Origin of the sequence: Ancylobacter pratisalsi, assembly GCF_010669125.1 — a bacterium.
In the GTDB taxonomy this organism is placed as follows: domain Bacteria; phylum Pseudomonadota; class Alphaproteobacteria; order Rhizobiales; family Xanthobacteraceae; genus Ancylobacter; species Ancylobacter pratisalsi.
This window is the reverse complement of sequence record NZ_CP048630.1, coordinates 3,944,014-3,963,218: the sequence shown is the minus strand read 5'-3', so window position 1 is coordinate 3,963,218 and position 19,205 is coordinate 3,944,014. Positions and strand designations below refer to the sequence as shown.

Here is a 19,205-nt window from a genome sequence, read left to right as displayed (position 1 = left end):
TCCTTACACGATGCCGGCACGTGCGCTCCAACGCCCCTGGGGAACGTCGAAAAGCCCACCAGGGATAACGTAAAGGAACGTATGGAAAGCAAGATGCCAGCCAAGCGCGCGGGCACGGGACGTCGGTCCGCAGTCCTCGAAAGGCCACGACGCCCCCGCGCGGCGGCGCCGCGAGGGTGGACGATCCGTCCGAACCTGAGCCTTTCCAAGTCACACATCCTGAAGACGTTCATTCAAGGCCGAAATGTCATTGTTATTTGTATAGACTTATTTGTCGAGGTCGCCGGCCGTTTCCCACAGCTCCACCAGAAAGCAGACGACGCCCGCCCCTGCCGGCGCATCTCCCTCGACCGCCACCGGGGTGTCGAACAGGACCGCGTCCAGCGTGCCCAGCCGCTCGCCGTCAACCACGAGGCCCGGCGCCAGAGTGAGCAGCATCATGATGCCCTGTTCCGGCGCGATCATCGCGGGTTGGTCGATGACACACCGCGTCAGCCGGTGACTCAGGCGCCCGCGCCGGCTCATGACGTTGAGATCGGTGATGGGTCCGTTGATCAGCCGGCCATGGGTCGGCGCATCGCCGGGAAAGGCCGCCGGCGGGCTCTCCCGCGTCAACTCGCACGGCGCACGGCCTGCGACGTCCAGCACGATCCCCTCCCCCTCCAGCACCGCAAGCGTGCGGTCGACGCCCGGAAAGGTCGAGAACGGCCCGTCCTCGATCACCGCTGCCATGCTCACACGCCAGTCGAAGCTGTCGAGCCCGGCACCGGTCGGCGCGACCGCGATCTGCGTCGTCGCGCCGGCGCCGTTCTTCCAGGGCATGACCGCATGATCGGCGGCGCGAAGGATCCGCATCGGGCGCCCCTTAGCCGAGGATGCCCGGCAGGTTGAGCTGGTGCTCCCGGGCGCAATCGATGGCGATCTGATAGCCGGCGTCCGCATGGCGCATCACGCCGGTCGCCGGGTCGTTCCACAGAACGCGGGCGAGGCGTGCATCGGCATCCGCGGTGCCGTCGCAGCAGATCACCATACCCGCATGCTGGGAGAAGCCCATGCCGACACCGCCGCCATGGTGCAGCGACACCCAGGTGGCGCCCGAGGCGGTGTTGAGAAGCGCGTTGAGCAGTGGCCAGTCGGACACCGCGTCCGAGCCGTCGCGCATCGCCTCGGTCTCGCGATTGGGCGAGGCGACGGAGCCGCTGTCGAGATGGTCACGGCCGATCACGATCGGTGCCTTCAGTTCGCCCTTGCGCACCATCTCGTTGAAGGCGAGGCCAAGCCGGTGGCGATCGCCCAGGCCTACCCAGCAGATGCGCGCCGGCAGCCCCTGGAAGTGGATGCGCTCGCGCGCCATGTCCAGCCAGTTGTGCAGATGGGCGTTATCCGGGATCAGCTCCTTCACCTTGGCATCGGTCTTGTAAATGTCTTCCGGGTCGCCCGAGAGCGCCGCCCAGCGGAACGGACCGATACCGCGGCAGAACAGCGGGCGGATATAGGCCGGAACGAAGCCGGGGAAGTCGAAGGCGTTCGACACGCCCTCTTCCAGCGCCATCTGGCGGATGTTGTTGCCATAGTCCACCGTCGGGATGCCCGCATGGTAGAAGTCGAGCATCGCCTTCACATGAACGGCCATCGAAGCCTTGGCGGCCTTGGAAACGCCGGCCGGGTCACTCTGCTTGCGGTCCTCCCACTCAGCGAGCGTCCAGCCGATCGGCAGATAGCCGTTCACCGGGTCATGCGCGGAGGTCTGGTCGGTCACCACGTCCGGCTTCACCCCACGCCTCACCAGCTCGGGCAGAATTTCGGCCGTGTTGCCGAGAAGGCCGACCGAGAGCGGCTTGCCCTCCGCGCAGGACTTCTCAATCATCATCAGCGCTTCGTCGAGGCTGGTGGTCGAGGTGTCGAGATAGCCGGTGCGCAGGCGAAACTCGATGGAAGACGGCCGGCACTCGATGGCGAGGCAGCTCGCACCCGCCATCGTCGCCGCCAGCGGCTGCGCGCCGCCCATGCCACCAAGCCCGCCCGTGAGGATCCACTTGCCCTTCAGCGAACCGCCGAAATGCTGGCGACCCATCTCCACAAAGGTCTCGTAGGTGCCCTGCACGATGCCCTGGGCGCCGATATAGATCCAAGAACCGGCCGTCATCTGGCCGTACATCATGAGCCCCTTCTTATCGAGCTCGTTGAAGTGCTCCCAGGTCGCCCAGCGCGGCACCAGGTTTGAGTTGGCGATCAGAACCCGTGGCGCGTCCTTGTGGGTGCGGAACACGCCCACCGGCTTGCCGGACTGCACCAGAAGTGTCTGGTCGGTCTCCAGTGTCCTTAGCGTCGCGACGATCTTGTCGAAGCACTCCCAGTCCCGCGCCGCACGCCCGATGCCGCCATAAACCACCAGCTCGCCGGGCTTTTCGGCGACGTCGGGGTCGAGGTTGTTCATCAGCATGCGCAACGGCGCTTCGGTCAGCCAGCTCTTGGCGGACAGCTCGGTGCCGTGGGGGGCGCGGACAACACGGGAATTGTCGAGACGGGACATGGGGCTCTCCTCAGGCGCGCGAGCGTGCGAAGGCGAGGCACGCTTTGAGAATATCGGTCACGGCCGCACGACAGGGCGCGGCATAGGCGGGATCGTAGGCACTCGGCCAGTTTTCCGGTCCCACAGGCCCCAGCGGCTCGGGCATGTAGGTGCGGCAGGCCAGTTCCATTTGCACCGCATGAACGCCCTTGTCAGGCGCGCCATAGTGCCGGGTGATATAGCCACCCTTGAAGCGGGCATTGCTGACGCGGCTGAAATCGGTGGCGTCGCAGATGCGCTCGACGTCGGCCTGCAACTCGGGCGCGCAGCTCGCCCCCGAATTGCTGCCGATGTTGAAATTCGGCAGCGTACCCTCGAAAAGGCGCGGAATTACCGAACGGATCGAGTGGCAGTCATACAGCACCACGGTGCCGTGCCTCTCGCGCACGTGCGCGATCTCGGCACCGAGCGCGGCGTGATAGGGATCGAACCAGCGGGCCCGGCGCATCGCCACATCCGGCGCCCTGCCCTCCTTGTAGAGCGGCTCGCCGTCGAAGGTCGTCGTCGGGCACAGCTCCGTGGTTGCCTGCCCGGGATAGAGCGACACGCCCGACGGATCGCGATTGACGTCGATAGCGGTGCGCGAGATCGAGGTCCGCACCACGCTCGCCCCCAGCTCGACGGCGACGTCATAGAGCTTCTCGATCCACCAGTCACAGTCCTTGCGGGCGATCCACGGCGAGACGAGGTCGTCGACGATCTCGGGCGGCAGGTCGGTGCCCGTATGCGGCAGCGACATCACAAGCGGCGCATTCCCGCGATGGATGGTGATGAATTCGGGATGCGTCACGGCTCACTCTCCACTGATCGCCGGCAGCATATCAGCGGCCAGTGCGGCGATGACACCCGAGCGCACAAGCGCGTTCGCCGCCTCCATATCGGGGGCGAAGTGGCGGTCCTCGTCGAGATGGGGCACCTCGGCCCGCAGCCGCGCCCGAACCTTTTCCAGCACCGGGCTGGAAGCCAGCGGCTGATGGAAATCGCAGCCCTGCGCGCTCGCCAGCAACTCGATGCCGACGACGCAGACCGCGTTCTCAACCATCTCCGCCAGCCGGCGCGCGCCATGGGCGGCCATGGACACATGGTCTTCCTGGTTCGCGGAGGTGGGAATGGAGTCGACACTGGCCGGATAGGCGCGCTGCTTGTTCTCCGAGACCAGCGCTGCTGCCGTCACCTGCGGGATCATGAACCCGGAATTGAGACCCGGTTTCGGCGTCAGGAAGGCCGGCATGGTGGACAGCGCCGGGTCCACCAGCATGGCGATGCGCCGCTCGCTGAGCGAGCCGATCTCGCACACTGCCAGCGCGATCATATCGGCGGCAAAGGCCACCGGCTCGGCGTGGAAATTGCCGCCGGAAAGCGCAACACCATCCTCGGCGAAGATAAGCGGGTTGTCGGAAACGCCGTTGGCCTCCGTCTCCAGCGTGGTCGCCGCCTGCCGCAGCACGTCGAGCGCGGCGCCCATCACCTGCGGCTGACAACGCAGACAATAGGGGTCCTGCACGCGTTCGTCGCCGATGAGATGGGAGGCGCGGATTGCCGAACCCGCCATCAGATTGCGCAGCGCGTCGGCGGTTTCGATCTGGCCACGATGCTTGCGCAGGGCGTGGATGCGCGGGTCGAACGGCGCGTCCGAACCCCGCGCCGCGTCGGTGGACAGTGCGCCCGTCACCAGTGCCGAGCGGAAGAGGTTCTCGGCGCCGAACAGCCCGGCCAGCGCATTGGCGGTCGAGAACTGCGTGCCGTTGAGAAGGGCAAGGCCTTCCTTCGGACCCAGCTCCACCGGTGCCAGACCGGCCTGCGCCAGCGCTGTGGCGGCGGGCAGCCGCTTTCCGCCCACAAAGATCTCGCCGACACCGATCATGGTCGCGGTCATGTGCGACAGCGGCGCGAGGTCACCGGAAGCACCGACCGAACCCTTGCAGGGCACGACCGGCGTGAGGCCCTTCACCAGCATGGCCTCCAGCAAGCGGAGCGTCGCCGGCTGGATGCCGGAGGCACCCTGCGCCAGGCTGGCGAGCTTGAGCGCCATCATCAGCCGCGCCACCGGAACCGGCATCGGCTCACCAACGCCCGCCGCGTGGGACAGCACGATGTTGCGCTGAAGCTTCGCCAGATCCTCGTCGCCGATCTTTACCGTGGCGAGCTTACCGAAGCCGGTATTGATCCCGTAAACCGGCTCGCCCTTGGCCAGAATATCGGCCACCGCCTTGGCCGACCGCTCCACGGCCGGCAGGCATGCAGGATCGAGCGCAAGGCCGGCGCCTAGATAGATGGCGCGCCACTCGGCGAGCGAGACGTTGCCCGGCTTCAGCACGATGTCGTTCATTTGCCCCTCCAAACCCGCGCATAAAGCGGGTTGAATCCGATGCGATAGACAAGCTCGGCCGGGCGCTCGATGTCCCAGATCGCGAGATCGCAGCTCTTGCCGGCTTCCAGCGTGCCGATATCGTCAAGACGTCCCAGCGCCCGCGCCGCCTCGCGCGTGACGCCCGCAAGGCACTCGTCCACCGTCATGCGGAACAGGGTTGCGCCCATATTCATGGTCAGCAGCAGCGAGGTCAGCGGCGAGGTGCCCGGGTTGCAGTCGGTCGCCAAGGCGATAGGGGTGCCGTGCTTCCGGAACAGCTCGACCGGCGGCATCTTGGTTTCGCGGATGAAATAGCACGCGCCCGGCAGCAGCACGGCGACCGTGCCCGCCTTCGCCATCGCGGCCGCACCCTCTTCATCGGTGTGTTCGAGATGGTCGGCGGAGAGCGCACCAAAGCTGGCGGCGAGCTTTGCGCCGTGAAGGTTCGAGAGCTGGTCGGCGTGCAGCTTCACCGGCAGACCTAGAGCGGTCGCCGCCGCAAACACCCGCGCGATCTCGTCGGGCTGGAAGGCGATGCCCTCGCAGAACGCATCGACGGCGTCTGCCAACCCCGCCTCGGCGATTTCCGGCAGCATGGCGATGACGGCGTCCACATAGGCGCCCCGGTCGTTCCTGAACTCGGGAGGCAGGGCATGAGCACCGAGAAACGTCGTCGTCACGCTCACCGGCCGCGCCGCGCCCAGCGCACGGGCGGCGCGCAGGCTCTTCAGTTCGGCCGCCTGCGAAAGCCCATATCCGGACTTCACCTCGATGGTGGTGACACCCTCGGCGAGCAACGCATCAAGCCGGCGCACGGCGGAAGCCACAAGTTCGGCCTCGCTCGCCTCGCGCGTGGCCTTCATGGTGGATACGATGCCGCCGCCCGCGCGGGCGATCTCCTCATAGGAGGCGCCGGCGAGGCGCAGTTCGAACTCATGGGCCCGATTCCCGCCGAAGACCAGATGCGTATGACAGTCGATCAGACCGGGCGTGATCCAGCGCCCCTCGCAGTCGATAACCTCGTCGGCCTCGAAGGCGGGTGCGTCCAGGGCCGGCCCGGCATAGGCAATGCGCCCGTCACTGGCGGCAATCAGCCCGTCCTCGACGACCCCGAGGCCCGGCCGTGCGGGATCCAGCGTCGCCAGCGTCGCCCCTCGCCATACCCGGTCGCAGCGCATCGGTTCCCCTCTCGATTGCAACGAATGCGTTTGGCAGCTCTGCCATTAATGTCTATACATAATAACATCCACTTTCGCTTGTCCATAGCTCCCGGAGAGAGATGACGTGATGACCCGCCTCTGGTTCGAAACCGCCCTCCTTCCCACCGGTTGGGCGAACGATGTCGCCATCGACATCGCGGAAGGGCGCATCGAGGCCATCACGTCTGGCGCCGTGCCCGGACAGGGGGATGAACGCCACGCTCTTGCCCTTCCCGGCCTTCCCAATCTGCACAGCCATGCCTTCCAGCGCGCCTTCGCCGGCGGCACGGAAGTGCGCGGGCCCACCGGCGACAGCTTCTGGACCTGGCGCGAGGCGATGTACCGCGCCGTCGACCGCATGGACCCGGAGCACATCCAGGCGATCGCCGCGCAAGTCTATGTCGAGATGCTGGAAGCCGGCTTCATCCGTGTCGGCGAGTTTCATTATCTCCACCACGACCGTGACGGCGCCCCTTACGCCGATATCGGCGAACTCGCCCATCGCATCGCGGCGGCGGCGCAGGAGACAGGCATCGCCCTCACCTTGCTGCCAGTTTTCTACGCCCATGGCGGCTTCGGCGCCCAGGCGCCGAACCACGGCCAGCGCCGTTTCATCAATTCGGTGGACAGCTTCGGCCGCCTCATCGAGTCCGCCCGCCGCGCCACGTCCTCCCTTCCCGATGCAGTTGTCGGCATTGCCCCGCACAGTCTGCGTGCGGCCACCGCCGGGGAGATCGGCGCCATCCTGCCGCTGGCGGAGGGCGGCCCGATACACATCCATGTCGCCGAACAGACCAAGGAGGTGGACGACTGCCTCGGCTGGAGCGGCCAGCGCCCGGTTGAGTACCTCCTCGACCATGCGCCGGTCGATGCGCACTGGTGCTTCATCCATGCCACCCATATGAGCGATGACGAGACTCGCCGCATGGCTCAAAGTGGCGCCGTCGCAGGGCTCTGCCCGATCACCGAGGCCAATCTCGGTGACGGCATCTTCCCCGCCCCCGATTTCCTCGCGGCGGGTGGACGCTATGGCGTCGGCTCCGATTCCAACGTGCAGATCGACGCGGCTGGCGAGCTGCGGTTGCTGGAGTACTCCCAGCGCCTCGCCCACCGCGCCCGCAACGTGCTTGCCCTGAGTGAGGGCCGCTCGACCGGCGGTGCGCTGTTCGACGCCTCGCTGAATGGCGGCGCACAGGCGCTCGGCGCGGTGGCTGCACTCACCGTCGGCGCCCCGGCGGATCTTGTGAGCCTGGACGTCGAGCATCCCGCCCTCGCCGGTCGCACCGGCGCTGCCGCTCTCGACGCCTGGATCTTCGCGGCCGCGCGTCCGGCCGTTGACTGTGTCTGGCGGCGCGGCGACAAGCTGGTCGAAAACGGTCGCCACCGCGCCCGCCACGCCGTCGAGGCGCGCTTCCGCGCCGCGCTCACCAAAATCGCGTCCTGATGGAGATACCCATGGCGCCGCAGTTCTTGATGGTTTCCGGCGCTCCGACGCCGGTTGCTCCCTTCAGCCATGCCGTCGAGACGGACGGCTTCGTCTTCATCACCGGCCAGATGCCGACCTGGCCCGACGACGATTCCCGTCCCCTGCCCGAGGGCGTTGAGGCCCAGACGCGGCGTGTCATGGACAACCTCATTCTGGTGCTGAACGGCGTCGGCCTCGACATGAGCCATGTCGTGCAGGCGCGGGTCTATCTCACCGAATTCAAGCGCGACTATCCGGCGATGAACGCGACCTATGCGTCCTACTTCCCGGCGGATCGCCGTCCGGCACGCACCTGCGTCGGTGTTACCGGGCTCGCCCGCGACGCGCTGGTGGAGATCGACCTCATCGCCCGCCGGCCCTGAGCCTCAGCGCCGCGCCAGTTCCAGCAGCCGTCCCAGCGCCTGCGCGTCGCCCAGCGCGGCGGCCTTCTCGCGCGGGTTGAGCGACGCCAGCGCGGCGGCAAGGTCCGGCGCGTCTTCGGCCTTGGCCCGTGCCACCAGTCGTTCCGGGGCGTGATCGCCCGCCGGACGCAGCCCCTCATTGGGCAACATGGCACGATGGGCGGCGAGCAACTCCGGCTCGCCCGCAAGTCGCGCTACGCTCTCTTCCGGCTCCTCGCCCCCGCCGATCTGCCGCGTGAGTTCCCAGGCGCGTTGCAGCACCGGCGGCGGGTTCGCCTCCTCGGGTATCGCCAGCAGGCCACGAAACGAATTCCGCACGCCCCCGGTCCATACCACCAACGGGATAGCGAGCAGCAGACCCAGCACCACCGGCGTCATCCACAGCAGCAGCGGCAGCGAGATGGCCAGTGCCGCCACACCGAGAAGGAGGCCGAACAGAGTATGCGGCAGGAAGTGCCTCAGCGTCTCCCTCACGCTCACACTGCCATCGTCGCGGCGCTGCGGCTGCCAGCCGCCATCATGGCCGGCGAGAATGCCGGCCACCGCGGCGGACTGCGCCAGCATCATCACCGGCGCCGCGAGGCCCGCGATCAGCGTCTCCGCCAGCAGCCCCGCGAGGGCGCGAAAGCCACCGCCGAATCCCGTCCGCTCCGAGCGCTGCCACAGCATCAGCCCATAGCCGATGAATTTGGGCAGCAGCAGCACCGCCATGGTGCCGGCGAACACCCAGGCGGCGCGGATCGGATCCTGCGCCGGCCAGCTCGGGAACAGCGAGAACTGGGAGGGAAAATAATCCGGGGGTACGAAGCGCGCCTGCAGTGCGGTCAGCAACCCCGCAAGCAGCATGGCGAGCCATAGCGGCGCGGTGACGTAGGAGCCGATGCCCGTGAGCATGTGCAGCCGGCTCACGGGGTTCAGCCCCCGTCCGGTCAGCACCGCCGCGTGCTGGAGATTGCCCTGGCACCAGCGCCGGTCACGCACGGCAAGGTCGGTCAGCGAGGGTGGCCCCTCCTCATAGGAACCTTCGAGCCACGGCACCATGTGCACCGCCCAGCCCCCGCGCCGCATGAGCGCGGCCTCAACGAAGTCATGGCTGAGAATGTGCCCGCCAAAGGGCTTGCGCCCCTGCAGGTGAGGCAGGCCGGCGCACCCCGCGAAGGCCCGCGTGCGGATGATCGCGTTGTGGCCCCAGTAGTTGCTGTCGGGCCCGTGCCACCAGCCAAGGCCGCGCGCGATCAGCGGCCCATAGAGCCGGCCGGCGAACTGCTGCATGCGCGCAAACAGTGTCCGCCCGCCCACGATGACCGGCAGCGTCTGGATCAGGCCGACGCGCGGATTGCACTCCATCGCGCTGGCGATGCGTACCACGCAGTCCCCGTTCATCACGCTGTCGGCGTCGAGCACCAGCATGCACTCATAAGCGCCGCCGAAGCGCGTCACCCATTCGCCGATATTGCCGGCCTTGCGGTCCGTGTTTCGAACCCGGCGCCGGTAGAAGATACGCCCTGCCCCGCCGGTGCGGGCGCGCAGCGCCAGGAATTCTGCTTCCTCGGCAATCCAGACATCGGCGCTGGTGGTGTCGCTGAGGATGAAAAAGTCGAAAGCCTCGATCGCGCCCGTCGCCTCGATCGATTCATACGTCGCCTGCAAGCCGGCAAACACGCGCGCGGGCGCCTCGTTATAGGTCGGCATCAGGATCGCCGTGCGCTGCGACAGCGACGGCAATGCCGCCCCCGGCGTGATGCCGAGTTCGCCGGTACTGCGTCCCAGCACGGCAATCGCGCCGCCGAGCGCATTGGTGAAGGAAAAGCCGATCCAGGCGAACAGCACCACGAAAAGACCGAGCACCAACGCTTCGAGCACCGTCAGCCCGCCGACCTCAAGCACGCGATACATCTCATAGGCCGCGAAGGCGGTCATCAGCCCCGCACCGCCAATCACAAAGGTCCGCCGGGCGAACAGCACCGCCCGCCGGCTTGGCGGTCGCGGCGCGGGCGTATGGGCGGCCAGCGACTGAACCGGCATGTCCAGTGGTGAGCTTTCGGGAAGAGCCGGCGCAACGGTCTGCGGCGCGACCTCCTCGTCGTTCAATCGCGCGCGCGCCGGCAACGTCGCTAGGCCGTCCATCGGTAGACCCAGCTCTCGGAGAGTTTTTCTTCCCCACGCCGGAACTCGGCGCGCAGTTCCGAAAGATCCGCGCCCTGCGGCGCGAAGGTGAAGGAGATGCGCCAGCCCTGTATGTCGGGATTAGGCTGGAGCACGATGTCCGACACCGCGCCCTCGCTCGCCGTGACAGCGGCGGAGAGCCCCTCCGGCGACAGGCCCTTCACCTTGTCGCCCACCACGTCCAGCACGAACAGGCGGCGCTCATCTGTACCGCCGACACGCGTCTGGCCGAAGCGCGCGATGTCCGCCTTGTCGGGGCCATCCCACCCCCAGTGCAGGCGGTAGGTGTAGGCATATTCGCGCCCCTTGCGCAGCGGCTCCTTCGGCCGCCAGAAGGCGACGATGTTGTCGTGCACCTCCTCGGGGGTCGGGATCTCGACCAACACCACCGCGCCATCGCCCCAGTCGCCGATGGGCTCCACCCACACGCTCGGGCGCCGTTCATAGCGCGCCTCAAGGTCCTGATAGTCGAAGAATGAGCGCTGGCGCTGCATCAGCCCGAAGCCACGCATATTGGTGCTGGCAAAGGACGAGATCTGCAGCCGCGATGGATTCGTCAGCGGGCGCCACAGCCGCTCACCCGTGCCGGTGAGGATGGCGAGCCCGCTGGAGTCGCAGACCATGGGCCGAAAGTCGTCGATGTTGTCCCGATCGTTGGGCCCGAACATGAACATGCTGGTGAGCGAGGCCAACCCGGCCTGGTCGACGTCGACACGCGGGTACAGCGTCATCTCGACGCTCATCAGCGTCGGGTCGCCGGGGCGAATGGTGAAGCGGTGCGCCGCCGCAGCGCTGGGACTGTCGAGCAGCGCGTGCACGACGATCGAATCCACTCCCGGTCGCGGCTCCTCGATCCAGAAGGCCTTGAACAGCGGGAATTCCTCGCCACCGGCATCGCCGGTCTTGATCGACAAGCCGCGCGCGGAGGTGCCGTAGCCCTGCCCCTTGCCGACGGCGCGAAAATAGCTCGCGCCCTGGAACACCGCGACCTCGTCGAAATAGTCCGGCTTGTTGATCGGGCTGTGCAGGCGGAAACCGGAAAAGCCGAGATCGAGCGTGGGATCAGGCGCCTTCAACCCGTGCTCGAAGCGGAACATGCTCGGCGTGTAGGGAAGCGGACGCGCCTGTCCGTCCGTGACGAGATTGATGGCCACCTTGTCCCGGAACAGGAAGCCCCGATGCAGGAGCTGCATCTCAAACGCCGTCCCCTGGCCGCGCCAGAGCGACTGGTCGGTGTTGAAACGGATGTTGCGGTAGTCGTCGTAGCTCAGCTTGTCGAGCTCGGCAGGCAGATCACGATCGCTGTCGACAAAGGGCTTGGCGGCGAGGTCGCGGGCGAGCTGGCGCACGGTCTGGGCATCGAACGGCACGGGTTCGGTGGACGGCGCCTTGTCGGCGGCCTTTGCCTGCGCTGGCTCGGAGGTCCCCGACAGAAACGCCGCCGGTAGCGCTGCCAACAGCGGCAAAAGAGCCGCGCCCATCATTACGTCCCGACGATGCATTCACGACCTCGCTTCCTGCTCTGCCGGACATGTTGCGTCGCGACAGGAGTAAAAGCGCCGAAGCGGTTTTCGGTTCCCGCGCACCGTCGGGTCGATGCTGGCGGACATAGTCGGAGGAACAAAAAAACCCGCCGGCCACATGGGCCGACGGGTGGGCAGGCGGGAATCTGTGGGTTCAGACGACCTTGAAGTTCAGCGTGCCGACGCCGTCGACGCCGCCTTCCATCAGATCGCCGCGCACGATGGCGCCCACGCCGGCGGGCGTGCCCGACATGATGATGTCGCCGGGCTGCAGTTCAAAGAGGCCCGACAGGTAGGAGATCATCTCCGGCACCTTCCAGATCATCTGGTTGAGGTCACCCACCTGGCGCGGCTTGCCATTCACGTTCAGCCACACCTTGCCATGGTCGGGATGGCCGATCTTCGAGGCCGGCACCAGCGCCGAGCACGGGGCGGATGCCTCGAATGACTTGCCCACTTCCCACGGACGGCCGAGCTTCTTGGCCTCGCCCTGCAGGTCGCGGCGGGTCATGTCGAGACCGACGCCGTAGCCCCACACATGCTCCATCGCCTTGTCGAGCGGAATGTTGACGCCGCCCTTACCGAGCGCGACCAGCATCTCCATCTCGAAATGAACGTCGCTGGACTTGTCGGGGTACGGGAACGTGCCGTTGGTGATGACGTTGTCGGGGTTCTTCTGGAAGAAGAAGGGCGGCTCCTTGTCGGGATCGTGGCCCATCTCGATGGCGTGCTCGGCATAGTTGCGGCCGACGCAGTAGATGCGGTGGATCGGGAACAGCTTGTCCGAATCCACGATCGGGAGCGTCGGGATGCCGGGAGGCGTGATCACGTAGGCGGAAGTGTCGATAGGCGCGTTCATCAGCGTACTCCAGCGTAATAGTCGACGCGTTTCTCAATGGATTCGATAATGGTGGACAGCAGCATGGCGGCAGCGAACAGGATGATCGTCAGCGCCCAGAAGTTGTCCATGTCGAAGTTGCGTGAATAGAGTTCGAACAGCTCGCCATAGCCGATGATCGAGACCAGCAGCTGGCCGATCACCACGCCCTTGACGCCGCGGATCACACCCAGCCGGATACCGGCCAGAATCTCCGGCAGCGCCGCAAGCAGGATGATCTTCGTATACATTTCGAAGCGCGAGGCGCCATAGCTGCGCCCCATCTCGATCAGCGAGGGCGGCACGCTCTGGATGCCGGCGCGGGTGTCGAGCACGATGATCCACACCGCGAACAGGAACACGGTGACCACCACCGTGGTCTCTCCCATGCCGAACAGGATCATCAGCACCGGCACCAGAGCCGAGAGCGGCGCGGAGACGAAGATGTTGACCCAGATGCCGAACAGGTCGTCGGCGGTCTTCGAGCGCCCCATCAGCACGCCGAGGGTTATGCCGACGACGACCGAGAAGAACATGCCGAGAAGGAAGCTGTTCAGCGTGGTGATCGCGGCCGACTGCCAGGTGCCGGTCTGCACCAGGTGCACGGCCGCCACCAGCACATCGGACAGCGGAGGAATGAGGAACATTATCCCCGAGCGCCCGACCAGTTCCCAGATCACGCACCAGACGATGAGCGATGCCATCATCGGAATTCGATAGCCGAAGAGTTTCATGGCGGTGTCCTCAGTCGACGTAGCGCTTGAGGCCCTGCCAGATTTCCTCGACCGTATCGAGGTAACCCTGGTCACGGCGGATGGCATCGGGATCGGCCTCGCGGTCGATATCGGGCTCGATCACCTGCGCGATACGGCCCGGACGGCGCGAGAGGATGACGATGCGGTCGGAGCAGTAGACCGCCTCCTCGATCGAGTGGGTGACGAAGATAAAGGTCTTCTTCTCCAGCTCGACAAGGCGCAGCAGGTCCTCCTGGAACTTGCGGCGGTTCTGTTCGTCGACGGCCGAGAACGGCTCGTCGAGCAGCAGCACGTCCGCGTTCGCCGCGAAGGCGCGGGCGAGGCCGACGCGCTGGCGCATGCCGCCAGAAAGCTCGTGCGGGTACTTGTTCTCGAAGCCGCTAAGCCCGACCTCGGCGATGTACTTGCGGGCGATCGACTGGCGTTCATCCTTGCCCATCCCCTTCAGTTCGAGACCGAAGGCGACGTTGCGCATCACGGTCGCCCAGGGCATCAGGGCGAAGTCCTGAAACACGAAGGCGCGCTCGGGGCCGGGGCCGGTGACGACGTTGCCGTTGACCCGGATCTCGCCGGACGTCGCCGGAATCAGGCCGGCGATGATCTTCAAAAGCGTGGTCTTGCCGCAGCCGGAAGGGCCCAGCAGCGTCGTCAGTTTGCCGACCGGGAAGTCGAGATCGATGGAGCGCAGCGCCTCGACCTCGTTATACATCTTGCACACGCCGCGCACCTCGACGGCGACGTCGGATCCGGCGGGCTTGGCGGCGGCGGCGCTCGCCTGGGCGGTGATGTTCCGCATGATCAGGACTTCCTCTTCTCGGGGCGCAGCACGCGAAGCTCGAAAGCCTCAAGCGCGGCCAGCGTCAGGGTGGACACGAGGATGATGGAGACGACGGCGGCATACATCTCGGGATAGTCCGCCACCGAGCGGTGATAGGTGATGAGATCGCCAATACCCGTGGGGGTGATCAGCAGTTCGGCAAGGATGACGCCGATGAAGCCCGCCGCGAGGCCGAGACGCAAACCGGCGAAGATCACCGGGCTGGCGTCGGGAATGATGATCTTGGTGATCCGCTGCCACCAATTGCCCTGGAACGAGTAGCACATGGCCACCAGCGAGGGATTGGCGTTGCGCACCGCCTTGTAGCCATTCAGCACGATCACCGGCAGAGCGAGCATGATCACCGCCAGCGTCTTCGACAACAGACCGATGCCGTAGACGAAGGTGATCAGCGGGATCAGCGCCGCCATGGGCGCCGCCTGCAGCACGATGAACACCGGCGCGATCAGCCATTCGGAAAAGCGCGACAGACCCATCACGATACCCAGGCTCACGCCGACCACGGCGGAGACGGCAACGCCGATGATCAGCGGCTGCAGCGTTTCCGCATAAGCGGCAACAAGCGAACCGTCGAACAGCATGGTCAAGAAGGCGCGTAGCGTCTCCAGGAAGGTCGGGAAGGCGTAGCTGATCGGAATGCGGCCGGCGATCTCCCAGGCCAGGAAGAAGAGACCGATCGACGCGATGCGCCAGATCGATGCGCGATGCCGCGTCAGTCTCTGCCGCAGCGGCGAGACCTCGGGCGGGTGGACGGCTCGCGAGGAGCCGTCCAGATGTGCGGGAGCCACCATTCACTCCGCCTCAGTTCGTTCCGACCTTGCCGAGGGCGCGATTCAGAGGCTCCAGGGCCCAGAAATCTTCCACCTTCAGCTCTGCCGGCTTGCCCTGAAGCTGGCCGGAAATCGTGTAGAAGGCGAAGTCATCCTTCGCCGCGGCCTCGCCGCCGCCATTGACCGGGAACGCCTTGCCTTCCGCGAGTTCGGTGAAGTACGGCGTGATCTCGGCGACCTGGTCGGCCGGCAGATCGGGCAGCAGGTTGTACTTGGTGCGCCACTCGGCGACGATCGCCGGGTTGGCCGTCACTTCGCGCCAGGTGGTGAGGATGGACTCGACGATGATGTCGACGTCCTTCTGGTTCTTGTCGAGGAAGTCCTGGCGGGCGAACAGCGCCTCGTCGGTTGCGTTCACGCCTTCCATCGGAAGGATAATGAACTTGCCCGGCGCCTTTTCCTGCAGCAGGCGGCGGCCGGAGGAATCGACGATGGTGGCCTTCACATTGCCCTGAAGCAGGGCGCCGGTACGCACTTCGGAGCCCGGGATGTAGCTGATCTTGGAGAACTTGATCCCCTCGCGTTCTTCCATCAGCTTCATGATCGCCTCGGTACCGGAACCGCGCGAATGCACCGCGACTTCCTGGCCGTCGAGGTCCTTCCAGGTCTTGTAGAACTCGGCGTTGACCGCCGGGTAGAAGCGCAGCGTGGAAAGCTGCAGGAAGATGCGCACGGGCACCTTAACCTTCTGGATCAGTGCGTAGGGACCGCCGACGCCGATATCCGCCTGTCCGCCCACCACGGCCTGCGCCGCGATATCCTCGGACTTCAGATAGGTCATCTCGATCTCGACACCCCTCTGCTTGGCAAGCTCGAACGCCGCGAGCAGATGGAGGTTCTCGACGCTGGCGATGTCGCCATAGGCGACGCGCACCTTGGCTTCCGCCGGCGCGGCAAGAGCGATCATGGCGCCGCAGGCAAGCGCGGCAGCTGTTCCGGTGATGCGTGAGAATTTCATTGGCAGATTCCTGAGCATTCCTGGTTCCCTTTCATATCCGCGGTTGATCCGCAGACGCCTCCAACCCCGCGAGGTTGGAAACCAATTATCTTTTGGTTTATATTGGCTGTGCTGTTTGGTCAAGGCGAAACGCTTGACCTAGGGCTAATTGCATTTCATAGATTGGACCAATGTTAAACTTGGTCAAACCGATTCAAGCAATGCTCACGCCCAACGACGCACATCCCGAAAAGACCATTGTAACCCAATTGCGCGCCTACCTTGCGCAAACAGACCTGCCTGAAGACGGCCGGCTGCCGCCGGAGCGCGAGCTTTCGGCCGCGCTCGGCGTGTCCCGCACCGAATTGCGCAAGGCGTTGGATGTGTTGGAATCGGAGGGGCAGCTCTGGCGGCACGTCGGCAAGGGCACTTTTGTGGGCAGCCGCCCACTCGACACTTTCGCAGACATTGCCGCCCTGGCCCGCCGGTCCAATCCTGCGGAAGTGATGCGCGCCCGCCTCGTCATCGAGCCGGAAATCGCGCGAGCCGCCGCGTTCACCGCGACACCCGCCTCGATCTCGGAAATGCGTCTTTGCCTGTCCCGCTCACGGCAGGCCGAGACCTGGCGGCAATATGAGGGCTGGGACACCCGGCTTCACCGCACCATTGCTGAAGCCACGCAGAACAGCCTGCTGGTTGGTCTGTTCGACACGCTGAACGCCGTCCGCCGGGCGGTCACCTGGGGCCGGCTGCGCACGGCACCGGTACGCCCGCTGCCCAGCCACCACAGCTTCGTCGAGCACGAGACGCTGGTCGACGCCATCGAACATCGTGACATGGCGGGCGCTGCGATCGCGATGCGTGCCCACCTCCATTCCGTGGAACGCAAACTGCTGGAAAAGCAGATGCGTGCGGCCAACGAGGGCTGAACGCCTCCTCCCCAGCCCCGGCATTCCGTCTTTCGGTTGGCTCGCGCGGAACGGAATCGTCCCTGATTGCGGCAGGTCAAGGAGGCGCAGGTCCCGAACGGGTCTGTGTCATCGCAATGCCGGCGCGTCTGCCCTAGGCTGTGCCCGGAACGGAGACCGCCGGATGGACGCCAGCACCCAAGACGCCACGCACAGGCATGGTCGCTATAGCGACCTCATCACCCGCGCCGCGCAGGCCGGCCCGCTAACGACCGCTGTCGCCCATCCTTGCGACGTGTCCTCCCTTCAGGGCACGGTCGACGCCGCCAAAGCGGGAATGATCACCCCGGTACTGGTCGGCCCCTCGGCACGGATCATTTCGGCGGCCGAGGCGGCGGGCGTGGACCTCGCCGGCTTCGAGATCGTGGACACCCCGCACAGCGTCGCTTCCGCCGCCATGGCGGTGGAACTGGTCAGGCGCGGCCGCGCCGCGCTGATGATGAAGGGCAGCCTTCACAGCGACGAGTTGCTCGCCGCCGTCACGGCACATGATACCGGCCTGCGCACGGCCAGACGCGTCAGCCACGTCTTCATTATGGACGTGCCGTCCTACGCCGAACCACTGTTCATCACCGATGCGGCCGTGAACATCTTTCCCGATCTCGATGCCAAGCGCGACATCGTGCAGAACGCCATCGACCTTCACATTGGTCTGGGCCTCGGGCGCCCGCGTGTGGCGGTGCTCTCGGCCGTCGAGACGGTGACGACCCGCATTCCGAGCACGATCGAGGCGGCGGCACTGTGCAAGATGGCCGAGCGGGGTCAGATCACCGGCGCCGATATTGACGGTCCGCTAGCGCTAGACAACGCGATCAGCCCGCAGGCGGCCCTCATCAAGGGCATCGTCTCGCCGGTGGCGGGACGCGCCCAGATCCTGGTGGTTCCCGATCTTGAAGCCGGCAACATGCTGGCCAAGAACCTCACCTTCATGTCTGGTGCGGATGCGGCCGGCATCGTGCTCGGCGCCCGTGTACCCATCATCCTCACGAGCCGCGCCGATACCCTCAAAACCCGCCTGGCATCCTGCGCCGTGGCGGTCCTCTATGCGCAGGCGCTGTTGCGCGAGCCGAGATTGGGAGGCTAGCGGTGACGGAGGCTCTTTTCGTCGTCAATGCCGGTTCGTCCAGCATCAAGTTCAAGCTGTTCGGCGTCGAAGGTGACCACCTCTCGCTCATGATCGGCGGCGCGCTCGACGGCATCGGCTCCCACCCGAAGCTCCGCGCGCGCGATGGCGACGGCGCCGTGATGGTGGACCGCGCGTTTGAGCCGGCCGAGATCGCCAACTCGGCCGACGCCCAGCACGCCATAGGCGACTGGCTGGCGCCTCTCCTTGCCGAGCAACGGCTCATCGGGATCGGCCACCGTGTCGTCCATGGCGGCGCGACGTACCATCACCCGGTATTGGTCGACGACGCGGTGCTCGGCACGCTGGAGAGTTTCATCCCGCTGGCACCGCTCCACCAGCTCACCAATCTCGACCCGATCCGCGTTATCCGTCAGCGCCGGCCCGATCTGCCCCAGGTGGCATGCTTCGACACCGCCTTCCACCGCGACCATCCCGAAATCGCCGACCGATTCGCCCTGCCCCGCGCGCTCTATGACGACGGCGTCCGGCGCTACGGTTTCCACGGACTCTCCTACGAATACGTCGCCAGCCGGTTCACGGAGATTGCCCCCGATATCGCCGGGGGGCGCGTCGTCATTGCCCATCTCGGCTCAGGCGCGTCGGCCTGCGCGCTGCTGGGGGGCCGCAGCATGGACTGCACCATGAGCTTCACCGCGCTGGACGGCCTGCCCATGGCCACGCGCTGCGGCTCTCTCGACGCCGGCGTGGTGCTGCATCTGATCGAACAGATGGGCATGAGCCCCGCCGAAGTCGGCCATATGCTCTATCACGACAGCGGGCTGAAGGGTCTTTCCGGTATCAGCGGCGACATACGCGAGTTGCTGGCGAGCGACGCGCCCGAGGCAGCGCTGGCCATCGACTATTTCGCGCTTCACGTGGCCCAGGCCGTTGCGCGCCATGCCGTGACACTTGGCGGACTGGATGCGCTCATCTTCACCGCCGGCATCGGCGAGCATTCACCTGACGTACGCGCCCGTATTTGCGCTCGACTGCGCTTTCTCGGCGTCGGCATCGATGAAGGGCGCAATATCACAAATGAGATCGACCTCGGCCTGGGCAGCACCACCCGTGTGTTCGCGATCCCGACCGACGAGGAACTGATGATCGCTCGGCACACGCTTCGCCTGCTCACAATGCGGCAATGATCACTGCTCCGGCATGCCGGGAATACACGTCC

At 66.0% G+C, this 19,205-nt stretch carries 17 protein-coding genes; 5 read left to right on the top strand and 12 right to left on the bottom strand.

Features of this window, described 5'->3' with window-relative positions:
• Positions 1-267: 267 nt before the first annotated feature.
• Genes G3A50_RS18515 through hutI form a run of 5 tightly spaced genes read right to left on the bottom strand, consistent with a single transcriptional unit; the run spans position 268 to position 6,100 of the window.
• On the bottom strand, positions 268-855 hold the full coding sequence (locus G3A50_RS18515; RefSeq protein ID WP_163076618.1) for a HutD/Ves family protein: 588 nt from the start codon (positions 853-855) through the stop codon (positions 268-270).
• Positions 856-865: 10 nt separating this feature from the next.
• Positions 866-2,533, bottom strand: a complete 1,668-nt coding sequence (hutU, locus tag G3A50_RS18510) for a urocanate hydratase (RefSeq protein WP_163076617.1) — start codon at positions 2,531-2,533, stop codon at positions 866-868.
• A 10-nt stretch (positions 2,534-2,543) separates the two neighbouring features.
• The gene (hutG, locus tag G3A50_RS18505; RefSeq protein ID WP_163076616.1) at positions 2,544-3,362 is read right to left on the bottom strand and encodes an N-formylglutamate deformylase; all 819 of its coding nucleotides are present in this window, start codon (positions 3,360-3,362) and stop codon (positions 2,544-2,546) included.
• Between the two features lie 3 nt (positions 3,363-3,365).
• Positions 3,366-4,901 carry a histidine ammonia-lyase gene (gene hutH / locus G3A50_RS18500; RefSeq protein ID WP_210255169.1) on the bottom strand — a complete coding sequence of 512 codons (1,536 nt, stop codon included), beginning with the start codon at positions 4,899-4,901 and terminating at the stop codon, positions 3,366-3,368.
• Positions 4,898-6,100: an imidazolonepropionase gene (gene hutI / locus G3A50_RS18495; protein ID WP_163076614.1), complete on the bottom strand. Its 1,203-nt coding sequence runs from the start codon at positions 6,098-6,100 to the stop codon at positions 4,898-4,900. The genes hutH and hutI overlap by 4 nt, the downstream gene beginning before the upstream one ends.
• A gap of 109 nt (positions 6,101-6,209) precedes the next feature.
• Between hutI and G3A50_RS18490 the strand changes: the two genes are divergently transcribed.
• Together G3A50_RS18490 and G3A50_RS18485 are read left to right on the top strand one after the other, a co-directional pair.
• Complete coding sequence (locus G3A50_RS18490; protein ID WP_163077829.1) at positions 6,210-7,565, top strand: formimidoylglutamate deiminase; 1,356 nt, start codon at positions 6,210-6,212, stop codon at positions 7,563-7,565.
• Positions 7,566-7,576: 11 nt separating this feature from the next.
• Positions 7,577-7,969 carry a RidA family protein gene (locus G3A50_RS18485; protein WP_246251867.1) on the top strand — a complete coding sequence of 131 codons (393 nt, stop codon included), beginning with the start codon at positions 7,577-7,579 and terminating at the stop codon, positions 7,967-7,969.
• Between the two features lie 3 nt (positions 7,970-7,972).
• Here G3A50_RS18485 and mdoH read toward each other — a convergent pair whose 3' ends face one another.
• From mdoH to G3A50_RS18450, 7 genes are all read right to left on the bottom strand, one after another.
• Positions 7,973-10,135: a glucans biosynthesis glucosyltransferase MdoH gene (mdoH, locus tag G3A50_RS18480; protein ID WP_163076613.1), complete on the bottom strand. Its 2,163-nt coding sequence runs from the start codon at positions 10,133-10,135 to the stop codon at positions 7,973-7,975.
• Positions 10,123-11,676: an OpgD/OpgG family glucan biosynthesis protein gene (locus G3A50_RS18475; RefSeq protein WP_210255168.1), complete on the bottom strand. Its 1,554-nt coding sequence runs from the start codon at positions 11,674-11,676 to the stop codon at positions 10,123-10,125. The genes mdoH and G3A50_RS18475 overlap by 13 nt, the downstream gene beginning before the upstream one ends.
• A 175-nt stretch (positions 11,677-11,851) precedes the next feature.
• Complete coding sequence (locus tag G3A50_RS18470) at positions 11,852-12,556, bottom strand: fumarylacetoacetate hydrolase family protein (protein WP_163076612.1); 705 nt, start codon at positions 12,554-12,556, stop codon at positions 11,852-11,854.
• Complete coding sequence (locus tag G3A50_RS18465) at positions 12,556-13,308, bottom strand: ABC transporter permease (protein WP_163076611.1); 753 nt, start codon at positions 13,306-13,308, stop codon at positions 12,556-12,558. The genes G3A50_RS18470 and G3A50_RS18465 overlap by 1 nt, the downstream gene beginning before the upstream one ends.
• A 10-nt stretch (positions 13,309-13,318) precedes the next feature.
• Positions 13,319-14,125: an ABC transporter ATP-binding protein gene (locus G3A50_RS18460; RefSeq protein ID WP_163076610.1), complete on the bottom strand. Its 807-nt coding sequence runs from the start codon at positions 14,123-14,125 to the stop codon at positions 13,319-13,321.
• Between the two features lie 2 nt (positions 14,126-14,127).
• Entirely contained in the window at positions 14,128-14,958 is an 831-nt protein-coding gene (locus G3A50_RS18455) for an ABC transporter permease (protein ID WP_163076609.1), read from the bottom strand.
• Positions 14,959-14,968: 10 nt separating this feature from the next.
• Entirely contained in the window at positions 14,969-15,904 is a 936-nt protein-coding gene (locus tag G3A50_RS18450; protein WP_425483481.1) for an ABC transporter substrate-binding protein, read from the bottom strand.
• A gap of 251 nt (positions 15,905-16,155) precedes the next feature.
• On the opposite strand from G3A50_RS18450, the gene G3A50_RS18445 reads away from it, so the two are divergent.
• From G3A50_RS18445 to G3A50_RS18435, 3 genes are all read left to right on the top strand, one after another.
• Positions 16,156-16,863, top strand: a complete 708-nt coding sequence (locus G3A50_RS18445) for a FadR/GntR family transcriptional regulator (protein ID WP_163077824.1) — start codon at positions 16,156-16,158, stop codon at positions 16,861-16,863.
• A gap of 163 nt (positions 16,864-17,026) precedes the next feature.
• On the top strand, positions 17,027-17,986 hold the full coding sequence (locus tag G3A50_RS18440; RefSeq protein WP_163076607.1) for a phosphate acetyltransferase: 960 nt from the start codon (positions 17,027-17,029) through the stop codon (positions 17,984-17,986).
• 2 nt (positions 17,987-17,988) lie between these two features.
• Entirely contained in the window at positions 17,989-19,173 is a 1,185-nt protein-coding gene (locus tag G3A50_RS18435; RefSeq protein WP_163076606.1) for an acetate/propionate family kinase, read from the top strand.
• Positions 19,174-19,205: the final 32 nt, after the last annotated feature.